Source organism: Variovorax atrisoli 110B (assembly GCF_000382045.1).
GTDB lineage: Bacteria > Pseudomonadota > Gammaproteobacteria > Burkholderiales > Burkholderiaceae_C > Variovorax > Variovorax atrisoli.
In genome coordinates this window covers 309,421-322,678 of sequence record NZ_KB907451.1, presented here as the reverse complement: position 1 = coordinate 322,678, position 13,258 = coordinate 309,421, and the positions used below count along the sequence as shown (strand labels likewise).

Genomic DNA, 13,258 nt, shown 5'->3' with positions numbered 1-13,258 from the left:
GGCTTCTGGATGCCCGCTACACGATGCACGATTCGCCCCCTTCCGACGCCCACGGCCAGCTGCTGTGGACACCCTCGGCCGAACAGGTCCGCGCCAGCGGGCTCCATGCCTACCAGCAGTGGCTGGCCGAACGCCACGGCGTGCCGGCGGGCGGCTACGAGCAGCTCTGGCAGTGGTCCGTGGATTCGCTGGAGCCCTTCTGGCAGTCGATCTGGGAGTACTTCGGCGTCGTGGGCGAGGGCGACACGCATCCGGTGCTCGCGCAGCGCGAGATGCCCGGGGCGCAGTGGTTTCCCGGCACGCGGCTGAACTACGCCGAGAACGTGTTCCGCAGGGTGGGCAACGACCCGGCGAGCCCCGCGATCGTCGCGCGCAGGGAAGACGCGCCGCTGCGCACCATGTCGTGGGCCGAGCTCGAGCGCGACACCGCCGCGCTGGCCGGCCGGCTGCGCGCATGGGGCATCGGCCCCGGCGACCGGGTGGCCGGCTACCTGCCCAACTGGCCGGAGACCGTCGTCGCCTTCCTGGCCTGCGCCAGCATCGGCGCCATCTGGTCGAGCTGCGCGCCGGACATGGGCCCGGGCGTGGTCCTCGACCGGCTGCGCCAGATCGAGCCCTGCCTGCTGCTGGCGACCGACGGCTACCGCTACAACGGCAAGCGCCACGACCGCAGCGCCCAGGTGAAGGAGCTGCTGGCCGAACTGCCCAGCGTGAAGCGCGTGATCCGCGTGCCGGGCCCGGGCGACGAGGCCCCGGCACCCGACTGGCGCGACCGCGTCGACTGGGCCGATGCGCTGCGGGAGGACGCCCCGCCGCGCTACGAGCGCCTGCCTTTCGACCACCCGCTGTGGATCGTCTATTCGTCCGGCACCACCGGCCTGCCCAAGGCGATGGTGCACGGCCACGGCGGCATCGTGGTCACGCACCTGAAGACCATGGCGCTGCAGCATGACCTGCGCGCGGGCGACCGGCTGCTGTTCCTCGGCAGCACCGGCTGGATCGTGTGGAACCTGCAGGTGGGCGCGCTCCTGACCGGCGCGAGCATCGTGCTGTTCGACGGCAACCCCGCCTGGCCCGACGCCGGCGCGCTGTGGCGCTTCATCGGCGAGCAGGGCGTCACGCTGTTCGGCTGCGGCGCGGCCTACCTGGCCAACTGCATGAAGGACGGGCTGCGCCCGCGCGACATCGCGGACCTCGACCGGTTGCGCGCCATCAACGCGACCGGCTCGCCGCTGCCGGTGGAGGCCTATCTCTGGGTCTACGACGCCGTCAAGCCCGACCTCTGGCTGGCCTCGATCAGCGGCGGCACCGACATCGCCTCGGGCTTCGTGGCCTGCGCGCCCAGCCTGCCGGTGCACGCCGGGGAGATCCAGTGCCCCGAACTCGGCGTGGCGGCCTACGCATTCGACGATGCCGGCCGGCCGGTGGTCGACGAGGTGGGCGAGCTGGTCATCACGGAGCCGATGCCCTCGATGCCGCTGTACTTCTGGAACGATCCCGGGAACCGGCGCTACCGCGAAAGCTACTTCGAGACCTTCCCCGATGTGTGGCGGCACGGCGACTGGATCCGCTTCACGCCGCGGCGCAGCGCAGTGATCTACGGGCGCTCCGACAGCACCATCAATCGCTTCGGCATCCGCATGGGCACCGCCGAGATCTACCGCGTGGTCGAGCAGCTGCCCGAGGTGCGCGACAGCCTCGTGGTCGATCTCGAATACCTGGGCCGTCCCTCGTTCATGCCCCTGTTCGTCGTGCTGCAGCCGGGCATGGCGCTCGATGCGGCCCTCGTCGAACGCATCCGCGCCGCCATCCGCACCAAGGCGTCGGCGCGCCACGTGCCCGACGACGTCGTGCAGGTGGAGGAGATTCCGCGCACGCTCAGCGGCAAGAAGATGGAAGTGCCCCTGCGCAAGCTGCTGCTGGGCACGCCGGCCGAGAAGGTGGCGAGCCCCGACAGCATGCAGAACCCGCGCAGCCTCGCCTTCTTCGTCGACTACGCAGGCAAGCGCGCGGCGGCCTGATGCCGCGCGGCCTCCCGTTTTCGCTTTCCACCCGCATCCCACGCATACACACACCCAAGGAGACACAGAAGATGCAACGACGCCATTTCCTCAACGCCATGGCAGGCGCCGCCGCCACCGGCGCACTGACGCCCTTCGCCGCCCTCGCCCAGGCGCTGGAGCAGGTGAAGGTCATCTACGGCTTTCCCGCCGGCAGCGCCGGCGACAGCGTGGCGCGACGCGTCGCCGAGAAACTCGGCGGCACGCCCTACAGCAGGAACCCGGGCTACGTGGAGAACAAGCCCGGTGCGGGCGGACGGATCGCGCTGGAGACGCTCAAGGCAGCGCCGGCCGACGGCTCGGTGCTGGCGCTGGCGCCCGTGTCGGCGCTGTCGGTGTATCCGTACATCTATCCGAAGCTCTCGTACAAGCCCGAGGACGTGACCGCCGTGTCCATCGGCGCGGTGATGTTCCACGGCCTGGCCGTTGGGCCCTCGGTACCGGCGGAAGTGAAGACCCTCAAGGACTTCCTGGCCTGGGCCAAGGCCCATCCCGAGAAGGCCAGCTACGGCTCGCCAGGCGCCGGCTCCATGCCGCACCTGCTGGGCGCGCTGCTGGGCATGCGCGCGGGCGTCGACCTCAAGCACGTGCCCTACCGCGGCACCGTGCCCAGCATCACCGACCTGGTGGGCGGCCAGATCGCTGCAGCCATGAACCCCAGCGGCGACTACCTTCAGTACGTGAAGGCCGGCCGCATCCGCGTGCTGGCCACCTCCGGCAAGAAGCGCTCGCCCTTCCTGCCCGACGTGCCGACCTTCACTGAGCTGGGCTACCCCGACGTGACCTCCGAGGAATGGTTCGGCTTCTACGCGCCGGCCAGGACACCCGCCGCCACCATCGCTGCCGCCAACGCCGCCATCACCCAGGCGCTGAAGGACAAAGCCGTGGTCGACGCGCTGGCCCTGGTCGGCCTGGTCGCGAACGGCACCACGGCGCAGGACATGGCGGCCGACCAGAAGGCCGAGTACGAGCGCTGGGGGCCGCTGGTGAAGCAGATCGGGTTCACTTCGGAGTCCTGAACTCCTGCCCGGCAGGGGCCTGCAGAAAAGCCCCTGCGGCCGAGGCATGCTTCCAATCGGCAAATCGGCCGACACAGCCGGCCGTCTGTGTTGTCGGTCCCGAACACCTTCACTGGCAGGTTGCCGAAGCTGGGACAGCCGGATGCTGCATCTTCACCAAAAGCGCGCTCGCAGCTATGCGTGGCTGCAACTCTCTGGTTGAGCGAACAAGTCGACCATGACTTGTCTCAGCCAGACCTGGGGCGAGCTGCTGTCGTGCCGCTGGTGCCAGATCAGTCCCAGCGGCCGTTCGGGCATCGCGATGGGCGGATCGCGCTGGCAGAGCCGGTCGGCGTAGGCGCTCAGGTCGAGCAGCGAAACCGGGAGCACCGCGATGTAGTCTGTCGCGGCCAGCACCGCCAGCGTCTGGGTGTAGTGGTTCAGCGTGAGGATCAGGTTGCGGCGGATGCCATGGGCTGCCAGCAGGTTGTCGTAGAGCGGCATCGTCATGCCCGGCAGGCACACGTCGAGGTGGCGCGCCGACAGGAAGCGCTCCATCGTCAACTCGCCTTGCGCAAGCGGATGGTCGCGGCGCATCAGGCAGCGGGAATGAACGGGCCACAACGTGCTGGCTCGCAGACCGCGGGCGTGCTGCGCATCGTCCCGGTTGGCGCCGATGGCCAGGTCGATGCCCTCTCGCTCGAACATGGGGAACATGTTGGCGACGCTGTAGGGCAACAGATTGATCTGCACGCGTGGCGCGTGCGTCTCCAGGTAGGCCCCCAGTCTCGGCATGATCCGCTCGGCCGTGTAGTCGGACATTGCGATCGTGAATGCGCCCTCGTAGGTCAGCGGATCGAATGCTTCCGGGGTCAGCACCTTCTCGATCTGCAAATAGTGCGGCTGCAACTGGTGCCACAGCTCCAGGCCGTGGCTTGTCGGCCGGATGCCCGAGGCCGTGCGCTCGAAGAGCATGTCGCCCAACGCGGTGCGCAGGCGCTGCAGCGAATTGCTCACCGCTGATTGCGACAGGCACAACGCGGCGCCGGCACGCGTCACGTTGCGCTCCCGCATGAGGGCCGCGAACACACGCAGCAGGTTCAGGTCGAGCCCGTCGAAGGTGCCACGGCGCGCGCCGGCGGTGCGCCCCGCATTCCTGGGGCCCGGCGTCGGCGTCGCGTCGTCCTGTGCGTGAAGGCAGGCGGCGGATGCGGTCGTCAGAAGTGTCATGTCGCCAGGAGCTCAGCAGATAGCGTGCCAGCCGCGTCAATGATGGGCCGGCGGGTTATTGATGCGGCTGTTATCCCCCATTTCCACAATGCGTTGGACGTCGTCCAGCGCGGAATCTGTAATCGCCTCCTCCCCTTTTCCACTTCCATTTTTTCCTTATCCCCCAATTCGAGAGGCCCGCTGTGAATCGCTTGGACCGCCGTCAACTCCTCATTTCCGGTGTCACCGCCGCGCTGCTCGGCAGCCGTGGGGCCTGGGCCCAGTCCCAGGCCACCTTTCGCATCGGTGCGCTCAACCCGGTCACGGGCAGTGGTGCCAACTTCGGCTCGGGCATGCAAAAGAGCATCGTTTTCGCGGCAGAGGAAGTGAATGCCGCCGGGGGCGCGGCAGGGCGCAAGCTCGAAGTCTTTTCCGAGGACGACCAGACGAGCCCCAACGCGGCCGTTCTGGCAGCGAAGAAGTTGCTCGAAGTCCATCGCGTCCAGGCCATCCTGGGTACCTGGGCCTCGGGCGTCTCGCTGGCTGTGCTGCCCATGACCAACACGGCCAATGTCATCCTCATGCACACCTCCGGCGCGGTCGCTCTGGCCGATCCCAAGGTCAACGCCAAGAAACTCGCATTTCGCTACCAGGGCAGTTCCAAGCACCTGAGCCGTGCCTTCGCCGAGGCTGCGCGCAAGGAAGGCCTGCGGCGTCCTGCCGTCATGGCGCAGAACAATCCCGCCCTCGCACCGCACGCCGAAGGTTTTCGCAAGGTCTGGGAAGGCGCCGGCGGCAAGCTGACGGATTTCGTGCTCTACGAGCCGGGCCGCCCGAGCTATCGCTCGGAGCTGCAACAGGTCCTGCGCTCGAAGCCCGACGGCATCATCCTGTCGGCATATGTCGCCGACGCCACGGCCATCGTGCGTGATTGGGGGCAGCTGGGCACGCCCATGAAATGGATCATCCCGGGCTTCGGTGCCAACGTGGACTTCATCAAGGGCGTCACGCCCGAGGTCGCCGAAGGCATCGTCGTGGTGGAATCGGTCGTCAACGAACGCAGCAGTGCCTACGCACGCTTTGCTCGCCAGTACGCCCTGACAATGAAGCAGGCACCGGAAAGCAACGTCTACGCCGCCATGTGCTACGACATGGTCCAGGTGCTGGCCCTGGCCATCGAGGCAGCCGGCCCGGGTGCCGATGCGGTGGCCGTGGCGGCGAAGGTCCGCGATGTCACGACCGGCAAGGGCCAGCCGGTGGGCAGCTTCGAGGAAGGCAAGAAGCTGCTGGCGCAGAAGAAAGCGATCAACTACGAGGGCGCCTCGTCCTCGGTCGATTTCGACGACGAGAACGATGTCGATCCCACCTTCGCCGCATTCGTGATCCGCGCAGGCAAATGGCAGCGCGCCTACGCCATCAACGGCTGAAGGCGACCACGTCATGGATCTGGCTCTGTCCGACTTCCTGAACCTGGCCCTCAACGGGCTGGCCGAAGGCCTGCTGGTGGCGCTTCCGGCGCTGGCTGTGACCTTGGTCTTCGGTGTCGCCCGCTTTCCCAATGCGGCGGTCGGCGACTTCGTGTCATTGGGCAGTTTCGGCGCCCTGACGGCGCACCGGCTCTCCGGCGGCTCGATGCTGGCTGCCGGCATCGGGGCTGCGGCCGCTGGCGCGGCGGGTACCTGGCTGGGGTGGCGGCTGGCATTTGCGCCGCTGCTGAGGCGCAAGGGCCTGGCGCTGCTGCTGACATCCATCGGGGTCGGGTTCGTGCTGCGCGCGGCGATGGGGCTGGGCTTCGGTCACGAGATCAAGCTGTTCGACCTGCCGCCGATGCGCGCCTGGCGCTGGGGTGACCTGGTCATCAATCCGCTCGATGTCTTCGTGGGCGGGATGTCGCTGGCTTGCGTCGTCCTGGTGTTCGCGCTGCTGCGATTCACGAGCACGGGCCGCACCATGCGTGCCATCGCCGACGACATGGACCTGGCCCGGGTGGTCGGCATCGACAGCCGCGCCGCCATGACACGCATGTGGCTGCTCTCGGGCATCGTCTGCGGCGTGGCCGGGCTGGCCTACGGCCTGAAAACGCAGGTCAGTCCGGAATCGGGCGCCGACATGCTGCTGCCGGCCTTCGCCGCCGCCGTGGTCGGCGGGCTGGGCAATCCGCTGGGAGCAGTGCTCGGCGCCATCGGACTCGGTGTGCTGCAGGAACTCTCCACGCCCTTCGTCGGCTTCACCTACAAGATCGCGCTGTCCTACGTCGCCATGCTGCTGGTGTTGCTGTGGCGTCCCCAGGGCCTGTTCGGCCGCGTGCAGGGAGTCCGCTGATGGAAGCCTACCTGCTGGCCGTCCTCATCACGGCACTGGCCTATGTGTTGCTGACGCTGGGCCTCAATTTCCAGTACGGCTTCACCGGCCTCATCAACTTCGGCTACGTCGGATTCTTCGCCCTGGGTGCCTATGCCAGCGCGATCTGCACGGTGCGCATGGGCTGGCCGGCCTGGAGCGGGTTTGCACTCGGCATGGTGGTGCCGTTTTTCCTTGCCTGGCCACTGGGCCGCGTCGCGCTGAGGCTGCGCGACGACTACCTGGCGATCGTGACGCTCGGCTTCTCCGAGATCGTGCGCTTGGCCATCATCAACGAGAAGGCCCTGACCAATGGGGGCCAGGGTATCGCCGGCGTACCGAAGCTCTTCGGCGGCGACGGCGCCGGCCTTCTCGGCGACCTGTGGCTGGCGGCGGCTCTGCTCGCGGCATGCGTGCTGGTCGCCGGAGTCATTCGAGCGATAGTGAAGAGTCCGTACGGACGCCTGATCCAGGCCATCCGCGATGACGAGACGGCGCTGCTGGCGCTGGGCAAGAACCCGGCGCGCTTCAAGACGCAGGTGCTGATGCTCGGAGGCGGCATCGCCGGCCTGGCGGGTTCGTTCTACGCGCACTATGTCGGCTACGTCACGCCCGATCAGTTCCTGCCGATCGTCACGTTCCAGGTCTGGATGGCGATGATCATGGGCGGCGTGGGCCGGCTGCGCGGCGCCGTGGCCGGCGCATTCCTGCTGCTGCTGGTGCTCGAGGGCTCGCGGGCGGCGCGAGACTTGTTCCCGGGCATTCCGGAGGTGGCGATGTCGAGCGTGCGCCTGGCCGTCATCGGTGCCGCGCTGATCCTGTTCATCCGTTTCCGACCGCAGGGCCTGTGGGGAGCACCGCGTGACTGAGCCGTCCACCTCCCACGAACTCGAGGCGCGCGGCATCGTCCTGAGCTACGGCGACAACGTCGTGCTCGACAAGCTGTCGCTGAGTCTCGACACCACGCGTCTGACCGGCCTGATCGGTCCGAATGGCGCCGGCAAGAGCACCCTGTTTTCGGTGCTCAGCGGTTTCATGAAGTCGCAGGCAGGCGACGTCGTCTACCTCGGCCAGACCCTGGGACGCATGCCACCCGAGCAGCGGGCGCGTCTGGGATTGATGCGCACATTCCAGGTGCCGCGTGAATTTCGCCATCTGACGGTGCTCGAGAACATGCTGGCCGCGCCATGGGATCAGCCCGGCGAATCGCTCACTGCACTGCTGCTGCGGCGCTCCGCCGTGCGGCGCAGCGAGCAGGCGCACGTCGAGCAGGCCAACGAATGGCTGCGCTTCCTGCGGCTCGACCACGTCGCTTCGACGCCGGCAGGCCAGCTCTCGGGCGGCCAGAAGAAGCTGCTCGAACTCGGACGCATCCTGATGCTGAAGCCCCGCTGCGTGCTGCTCGACGAGCCCTACGCCGGTGTCAATCCGGTGCTGATCGAGCAGATCTCCGAGCGCATCCGCGAGCTGCACGCGCGAGGCATCGGCTTCGTCATCGTGGAGCACAACCTGCATGCGCTCTCACGCCTGGTCGATCGCATGCTGGTACTCGACGGAGGCCGGCTGCTCGCCGAGGGCACGCCCGGCGAAGTCCTGGCCGACCCGCGGGTCCAGGCCGCCTACATGGGAGCCTGAAGATGAACCGACTGCAACTGGAATCCCTCTGCGGCGGCTATGCCGAAACCGACATCCTCAAGGGCGTCGATCTGCACGTCGATGCCGGCGAGATCGTCACGGTGGCAGGCACCAACGGCGCGGGCAAGTCGACGATGCTCAAGGCGCTCATGGGCCTGCTGCCGCGCGTGACCGGCAAGGTGCTGTGGAACGACACCGACCTGCGCGGACGGCCGACCGAGAAACGCCTCGCCGACGGCATTGCCTATGTGCCGCAGATCGCCAACGTCTTCGCGCGCCTGAGCGTGCGCGAGAACCTGTGGATCGTGCAGGGCGTTCCCGACGTGCGCCGCAGGGCCGACGAGATGCTGGAACTGTTCCCGGCACTGCAACCCTTTGTCTCGCGGCTGGCAGGCACGCTTTCAGGCGGGGAGCGTCAGCAGCTGGCCTTCGCCCGCGCCCTGATGTCCAGGCCGAGCCTGATGTGCCTGGATGAGCCGACCGCGGCCCTGTCGCCGATCATGGCCAAGACCATCTTTGGTCACATCGCGCGCCTGCCGTCGATGGGCGTGGCGGTGCTGATGGTCGAGCAGCGTGCCCGCGACGCGCTGGACATCAGCCATCGCGGCTACATCCTCGACCAGGGCCGCGTGGCCCTGGAAGGGCCAGCCCGCTCCTTGCTCGACGATCCGCGCGCCGTCGCGCTCTACCTGGGGCGCGGGGCATGAGCGGCCGCGCTTCTGTCGATGCCGCACGCGCGCTGGCCCTGCTGGGCGATGCGGCGCGCGAGTTGGGCGCCTCTGCCGACACGTCCATGCTCTGCGGCATCGTGGAACGCGCCCTCGGCGAGCTGGTCGGCTTCCGGCTGTTCACCGTGCTGCGCGCCACACCCGATCGCGACGGGCTCGAGCGCCTGCATTCCAGCGACCCCGTGTCATACCCGGCACGGGGTGTGAAGTCCGTCGCCGGCGATGCCTGGCTGCAGCGCCTGCTGGCCGACCCGAGTCCGGCCCTGTCGCCCGACACCGAGGCCGTACGGCGGAATTTTCCCGACTCCCAAGCGATCTTCGGCCTGGGCTGCGCGTCGGCGCTCAATGTGCCGATCTGCTTCCAAGGCCACATCCTGGGCTCCATGAACCTGTTGCACGAGGCGCACTGGTTCCGTGCCGACGACACGGCGCTGTGCGAGCCCTTCGCGGTGCTGCTGGGTGCAGCCTTCTTCGCGTCCCCTTCGCCCGCTTCGTCTCTTTCATCTTCTTCGTCCAGTGGGCCGGCAACGCAGCCGGCAGGAGCTTCCTTGTGAGTCGCATCGTCTTTCGCAACGCCCGTCTCTTCGACGGTCTCCAACGCGGCCTGCAGCCGGCGTCCACCGTCGTGGTGGAAGACGGCAGCATCGACGCCGTCGAGCCTGGCGACCTGCCAGTGGACGACGCCCAGGTGTTCGACCTGGCCGGACGCACCTTGATGCCGGGGCTGATCGATGCGCATGTGCACGTCACGGCCACCATCCCCGATTTCTTCAAGCTCTCGATGTTGCCGCAGTCGCTGGTGACGGCTCAGTCCAAGGACGTGCTCGCCGGCATGCTCGATCGCGGCTTCACCACCGTGCGCGATGCCGGCGGCGCCGATGCCGGCCTGGTGCAGGCGGTCGAGCAGGGCATCTTCGCCGGGCCGCGCCTGTTCATCGCCGGCCGCGCCCTGACGCAGACCGGCGGCCATGGCGACACGCGACCCGCGTTCTTCCAGAACGTCGGCTGCGCCTGTTGCGGCGCGGTCGGCATCCTGGGCCATATCGCCGATGGCGTCGGCGCCGTGCGCCGTGCGGCGCGCGAGGAACTGCGCAACGGCGCCCACCAGATCAAGGTCATGGCCGGCGGCGGCATCTCATCGCCCAACGATCCGCTCGAAGGCACCCAGTACTCCATCGAGGAACTCACAGCCATCGTCCAGGAGGCCGAGGCCGCGCGCACCTATGTGATGGCGCACGCCTACTCGCCCGCGGCGATCGAGCGCGCCGTGCGCTGTGGCGTGCGCTCCATCGAGCACGGCAATCTGCTCGATGAGGCCTCCGCCCGCCTGATGGCCGAGGCCGGCACTTTTCTCGTTCCCACGCTGGCCACCTACGCCGCGATCGCCGCCAATGCCGATCGGCTCGGCTGGTCGAAGGCGATGAAGGAAAAGACCGACCGCGTGAAGCACCAAGGGATCGAAGCGCTGCGGATCGCACGGGCTGCCGGCGTCAAGATCGCCCTGGGTACCGACCTGCTGGGCGACATGCACGCTTCGCAAAGCGACGAGTTCACGCTGCGCCTGCCGGCCATGCCAGCCGATGAGATCGTCTGGAGCGCAACCGCCGTGAACGCCGAGCTGCTGGGCCAGTCCGGCCGGCTGGGCTGCATTGCGCCCGGAGCCCATGCGGACCTGCTGGTGATAGACGGCGATCCGCTGACCGACATCAGCTTGCTGCAGCAGCCCGAACGCGTGCCGGTGGTGATGAAACAGGGCAGCTTCCACCGCTGCACGCTCGCACCTGCCCGATAGGCAGTCCAGACCGCGCTGCGCGAACGGGCCTGCGGCTGGACCTGCCGGAACCTGGCCCGGCGAACGGATGCCCTGGCCGGCTGGCACCGCGGCATCAGCGGCTTCGGTCCGGGGTCCAGGCTCGACTTGTCAAGAAATGAGCTCTTGACACTTCACACCTAGTCGACCTTCGCCCCCGAGGCCTTCACCACCGCCCCCATCGCATCCCAGTCTGCGCGCAGCAGCTTCTGGAACTCCTCCGCGCTCTGGCTGCGCGGCTCCACGCCCAGGCGCTTGAAGCGTTCCTGGATCACCGGGTCGGCCAGCACCTTGTTGGTCACGGCGTTCAGGCGCTCGACCTCGGCCTTGGGCGTGCCGGCCGGCGCGAGCAGGCCGATCCACGAATCGAAGGCGTAGCCGGGCAGGCCGCTCTCGGCCACGGTCGGCAGCTTGGGCAGGAAGGGGCTGCGCGACTGGCCGGTGGAGGCCAGCAGCTTCATGCGCGCGTCCTCCTGGAAGCCCATCACGCCGATGCTCGACGAGATCACCGCCTGCACGCGGCCCGCGAGCACCTCGTTGACGGCCTCGCCGGTCGACTTGGTCGGGATGTGCGTCATCTGCAGGCCCGCCTTCGCGAGGAAGGAGGCCATCGCCAGGTGCGTGGCACTGCCGTTGCCGGCGGAGGCGTAGTTGTACTTGCCGGGATTGGCCTTGACCTCCTTGATGAAGTCGGCCGTGCTCGACACGCCCATGCCGCTGGACACCGCGAGCACGTAGCCCGCGTTGCCGACGTTGGCGACGCCGACGAAGTCCTTCAGCGGGTCGTAGCTGAGCTTGCTGTAGAGGAAGCCCGCGATGTTGTGGCTCGCCGCGGCGAGGACCAGCGTGTTGCCGTCGGCCGGCGCGCGCGCCACGATCGCCGCGCCCACGGTGCCGCCTGCGCCCGCGCGGTTCTCGACGATGGCGCTGGCGTTCAGCGCGGCGCCCAGCTCGTTGTTGAAGGCGCGCGCCACCGTGTCCTGCACCGCGCCGGTGCCGAAGGGCACGACGATGTGGATCACGCGCTGCTGAGCGTGGGCCGCAGCGATGCCGCAAAGCGCCGCCGCGGCGGCAATCGCGGTGAATGAACGTCGGGTGAATCGGGTGGGGGTCATCGGTGTGGCCACTTTCTTGGTCATCGGTCAGCAGTAGGGAAACAACTTCAGGCGCGCGCCGCCGGCAGCCAGCGCTGCACCAGCTTCACGAAGTAGCTGGCGCCGATCGGGATGATCTCGTCGTTGAAGTCGAACGAGGTGTTGTGGATGATGCAAGGGCCGGGCCCGTGGCCGTCGAGCCGGTGGTCGCCGTCGCCGTTGCCCAGAAAGGCGTAGCAGCCGGGCCGCGCGAGCAGCATGTGGGCGAAGTCTTCGGCGCCCATCACGGCGGGGAAGTCGTCGGTGACCATGTCGTCGCCCACCACCTCGCGCATCACGCCGGCCGCGAAGCGCGCCTCGGCCGGGTGGTTCACGGTCGGCGGCGACGAGCGCTTGAAGAAGACCTCGGCCGTGCAGCCGTGCGCGGCCGCCACGCCGGCGGCGACTTCGCGCAGGCGGGCCTCGAGCTTGTCGATGGCGTCGATCGAGAAGGTGCGGATGGTGCCGCCGACGGTGGCGACGTCGGGGATCACGTTCGGTGCGTCGGAGCCCTGCAGCTGCGTGACCGCGAGCAGCGCGCGCTCGGTGCTCGGGATGGTGCGCGCCACGATGGTCTGCAGCTGCTGCGCGAGCGTGACCACCGCCGCCACCGGGTCGATGCCGGTGTGCGGCATCGAGGCGTGCGTGCCGCGTCCGCGCACGGTGATCATGTAGGTGTTGCTCGAGGCCATCAGCGCGCCTTCGTTGAGCGCGAAGCGGCCCACGTCGCCCACCGGGAAGTTGTGCAGGCCGAAGACGGCGTCGCAGGGGAAGCGCTCGAACAGGCCCTCGTCGATCATCTTTTTGGCGCCGGCCTTGCCCATCTCCTCGGCGGGCTGGAAGATGAAATTCACCGTGCCGTCGAAGTCGTCGGGCCCCTGCTGCGCGAGGTGCCAGGCGGCGGCCAGCAGCATGGTGGTGTGGCCGTCGTGGCCGCAGGCGTGCATGCGGCCGGGGTGCGTCGACTTGTGCGCGAACTCGTTGGCCTCGTGCAGCGGCAGCGCGTCCATGTCGGCGCGCAGGCCGATGGTGCGGCTGCCCGTGCCCTTGCGCAGCACGCCGACGAGCCCCGTGCCCGCGATGCCGCGGTGCACCTCGATGCCCCACTCGGCGAGCAGCTTCGCGACCTTGTCGGAGGTGCGGTGCTCCTCGAAGCCGAGTTCGGGGTGGGCGTGGATGTCGCGCCGGATCTCGACGAAGCGGGCGGCGTTGGTGATGAAGGAATCGGCGATGTTCATGGCGGGGCTGCTGCCGGCTGCGAAGCCGGCCGGGTCGTTCGACGTTGGGGGTGAAGCGAACGATTCTGGCCCAGCAGCCCGCCGCGCGCACGCCGGATCATCTGCCG

12 protein-coding genes are annotated in these 13,258 nt (G+C 68.5%); 9 read left to right on the top strand and 3 right to left on the bottom strand.

Annotated elements, in window-relative coordinates; genetic code table 11:
* Positions 1–23: 23 nt before the first annotated feature.
* Positions 24–2,021, top strand: a complete 1,998-nt coding sequence (locus G369_RS0109555; protein WP_019653774.1) for an acetoacetate--CoA ligase — start codon at positions 24–26, stop codon at positions 2,019–2,021.
* Positions 2,022–2,092: 71 nt separating this feature from the next.
* The gene (locus G369_RS0109550; protein WP_019653773.1) at positions 2,093–3,079 is read left to right on the top strand and encodes a tripartite tricarboxylate transporter substrate-binding protein; all 987 of its coding nucleotides are present in this window, start codon (positions 2,093–2,095) and stop codon (positions 3,077–3,079) included.
* A 174-nt stretch (positions 3,080–3,253) separates the two neighbouring features.
* On the opposite strand, the gene G369_RS0109545 is transcribed toward G369_RS0109550, so the two are convergent.
* Entirely contained in the window at positions 3,254–4,288 is a 1,035-nt protein-coding gene (locus G369_RS0109545) for a LysR family transcriptional regulator (RefSeq protein ID WP_019653772.1), read from the bottom strand.
* Between the two features lie 182 nt (positions 4,289–4,470).
* Between G369_RS0109545 and G369_RS0109540 the strand changes: the two genes are divergently transcribed.
* Genes G369_RS0109540 through G369_RS0109510 form a run of 7 tightly spaced genes read left to right on the top strand, consistent with a single transcriptional unit; the run spans position 4,471 to position 10,762 of the window.
* Entirely contained in the window at positions 4,471–5,694 is a 1,224-nt protein-coding gene (locus tag G369_RS0109540; protein WP_244164299.1) for an ABC transporter substrate-binding protein, read from the top strand.
* 13 nt (positions 5,695–5,707) lie between these two features.
* The gene (locus G369_RS0109535; protein ID WP_019653770.1) at positions 5,708–6,589 is read left to right on the top strand and encodes a branched-chain amino acid ABC transporter permease; all 882 of its coding nucleotides are present in this window, start codon (positions 5,708–5,710) and stop codon (positions 6,587–6,589) included.
* The gene (locus tag G369_RS0109530; protein WP_019653769.1) at positions 6,589–7,476 is read left to right on the top strand and encodes a branched-chain amino acid ABC transporter permease; all 888 of its coding nucleotides are present in this window, start codon (positions 6,589–6,591) and stop codon (positions 7,474–7,476) included. Before G369_RS0109535 ends, G369_RS0109530 begins: the two co-directional genes overlap by 1 nt.
* Positions 7,469–8,242 (top strand): ABC transporter ATP-binding protein, encoded by a 774-nt coding sequence (locus G369_RS0109525; protein ID WP_019653768.1) that lies wholly within the window; start codon positions 7,469–7,471, stop codon positions 8,240–8,242. Before G369_RS0109530 ends, G369_RS0109525 begins: the two co-directional genes overlap by 8 nt.
* A gap of 2 nt (positions 8,243–8,244) precedes the next feature.
* Positions 8,245–8,949 (top strand): ABC transporter ATP-binding protein, encoded by a 705-nt coding sequence (locus G369_RS0109520; RefSeq protein ID WP_019653767.1) that lies wholly within the window; start codon positions 8,245–8,247, stop codon positions 8,947–8,949.
* Positions 8,946–9,524, top strand: coding sequence for a GAF domain-containing protein (locus G369_RS37055; protein ID WP_019653766.1), 579 nt, complete (start codon positions 8,946–8,948; stop codon positions 9,522–9,524). Before G369_RS0109520 ends, G369_RS37055 begins: the two co-directional genes overlap by 4 nt.
* On the top strand, positions 9,521–10,762 hold the full coding sequence (locus G369_RS0109510) for a metal-dependent hydrolase family protein (RefSeq protein ID WP_019653765.1): 1,242 nt from the start codon (positions 9,521–9,523) through the stop codon (positions 10,760–10,762). Before G369_RS37055 ends, G369_RS0109510 begins: the two co-directional genes overlap by 4 nt.
* 158 nt (positions 10,763–10,920) lie before the next feature.
* Here G369_RS0109510 and G369_RS0109505 read toward each other — a convergent pair whose 3' ends face one another.
* Together G369_RS0109505 and G369_RS0109500 are read right to left on the bottom strand one after the other, a co-directional pair.
* A complete protein-coding gene (locus tag G369_RS0109505; protein WP_019653764.1) occupies positions 10,921–11,919 on the bottom strand; it encodes a tripartite tricarboxylate transporter substrate-binding protein in 999 nt (332 codons plus the stop codon).
* Positions 11,920–11,942: 23 nt separating this feature from the next.
* The gene (locus G369_RS0109500) at positions 11,943–13,151 is read right to left on the bottom strand and encodes a M20 aminoacylase family protein (protein WP_019653763.1); all 1,209 of its coding nucleotides are present in this window, start codon (positions 13,149–13,151) and stop codon (positions 11,943–11,945) included.
* Positions 13,152–13,258: the final 107 nt, after the last annotated feature.

Bases quoted from the DNA above. Each gene is read 5' to 3' on its own strand.
- G369_RS0109545 (WP_019653772.1), bottom strand. From the start codon at position 4,288: ATGACACTTCTGACGACCGCATCCGCCGCCTGCCTTCACGCACAGGAC.
- G369_RS0109530 (WP_019653769.1), top strand. From the start codon at position 6,589: ATGGAAGCCTACCTGCTGGCCGTCCTCATCACGGCACTGGCCTATGTG.
- G369_RS0109535 (WP_019653770.1), top strand. From the start codon at position 5,708: ATGGATCTGGCTCTGTCCGACTTCCTGAACCTGGCCCTCAACGGGCTG.
- G369_RS0109550 (WP_019653773.1), top strand. From the start codon at position 2,093: ATGCAACGACGCCATTTCCTCAACGCCATGGCAGGCGCCGCCGCCACC.
- G369_RS37055 (WP_019653766.1), top strand. From the start codon at position 8,946: ATGAGCGGCCGCGCTTCTGTCGATGCCGCACGCGCGCTGGCCCTGCTG.
- G369_RS0109520 (WP_019653767.1), top strand. From the start codon at position 8,245: ATGAACCGACTGCAACTGGAATCCCTCTGCGGCGGCTATGCCGAAACC.
- G369_RS0109500 (WP_019653763.1), bottom strand. From the start codon at position 13,151: ATGAACATCGCCGATTCCTTCATCACCAACGCCGCCCGCTTCGTCGAG.
- G369_RS0109505 (WP_019653764.1), bottom strand. From the start codon at position 11,919: ATGACCAAGAAAGTGGCCACACCGATGACCCCCACCCGATTCACCCGA.
- G369_RS0109555 (WP_019653774.1), top strand. From the start codon at position 24: ATGCACGATTCGCCCCCTTCCGACGCCCACGGCCAGCTGCTGTGGACA.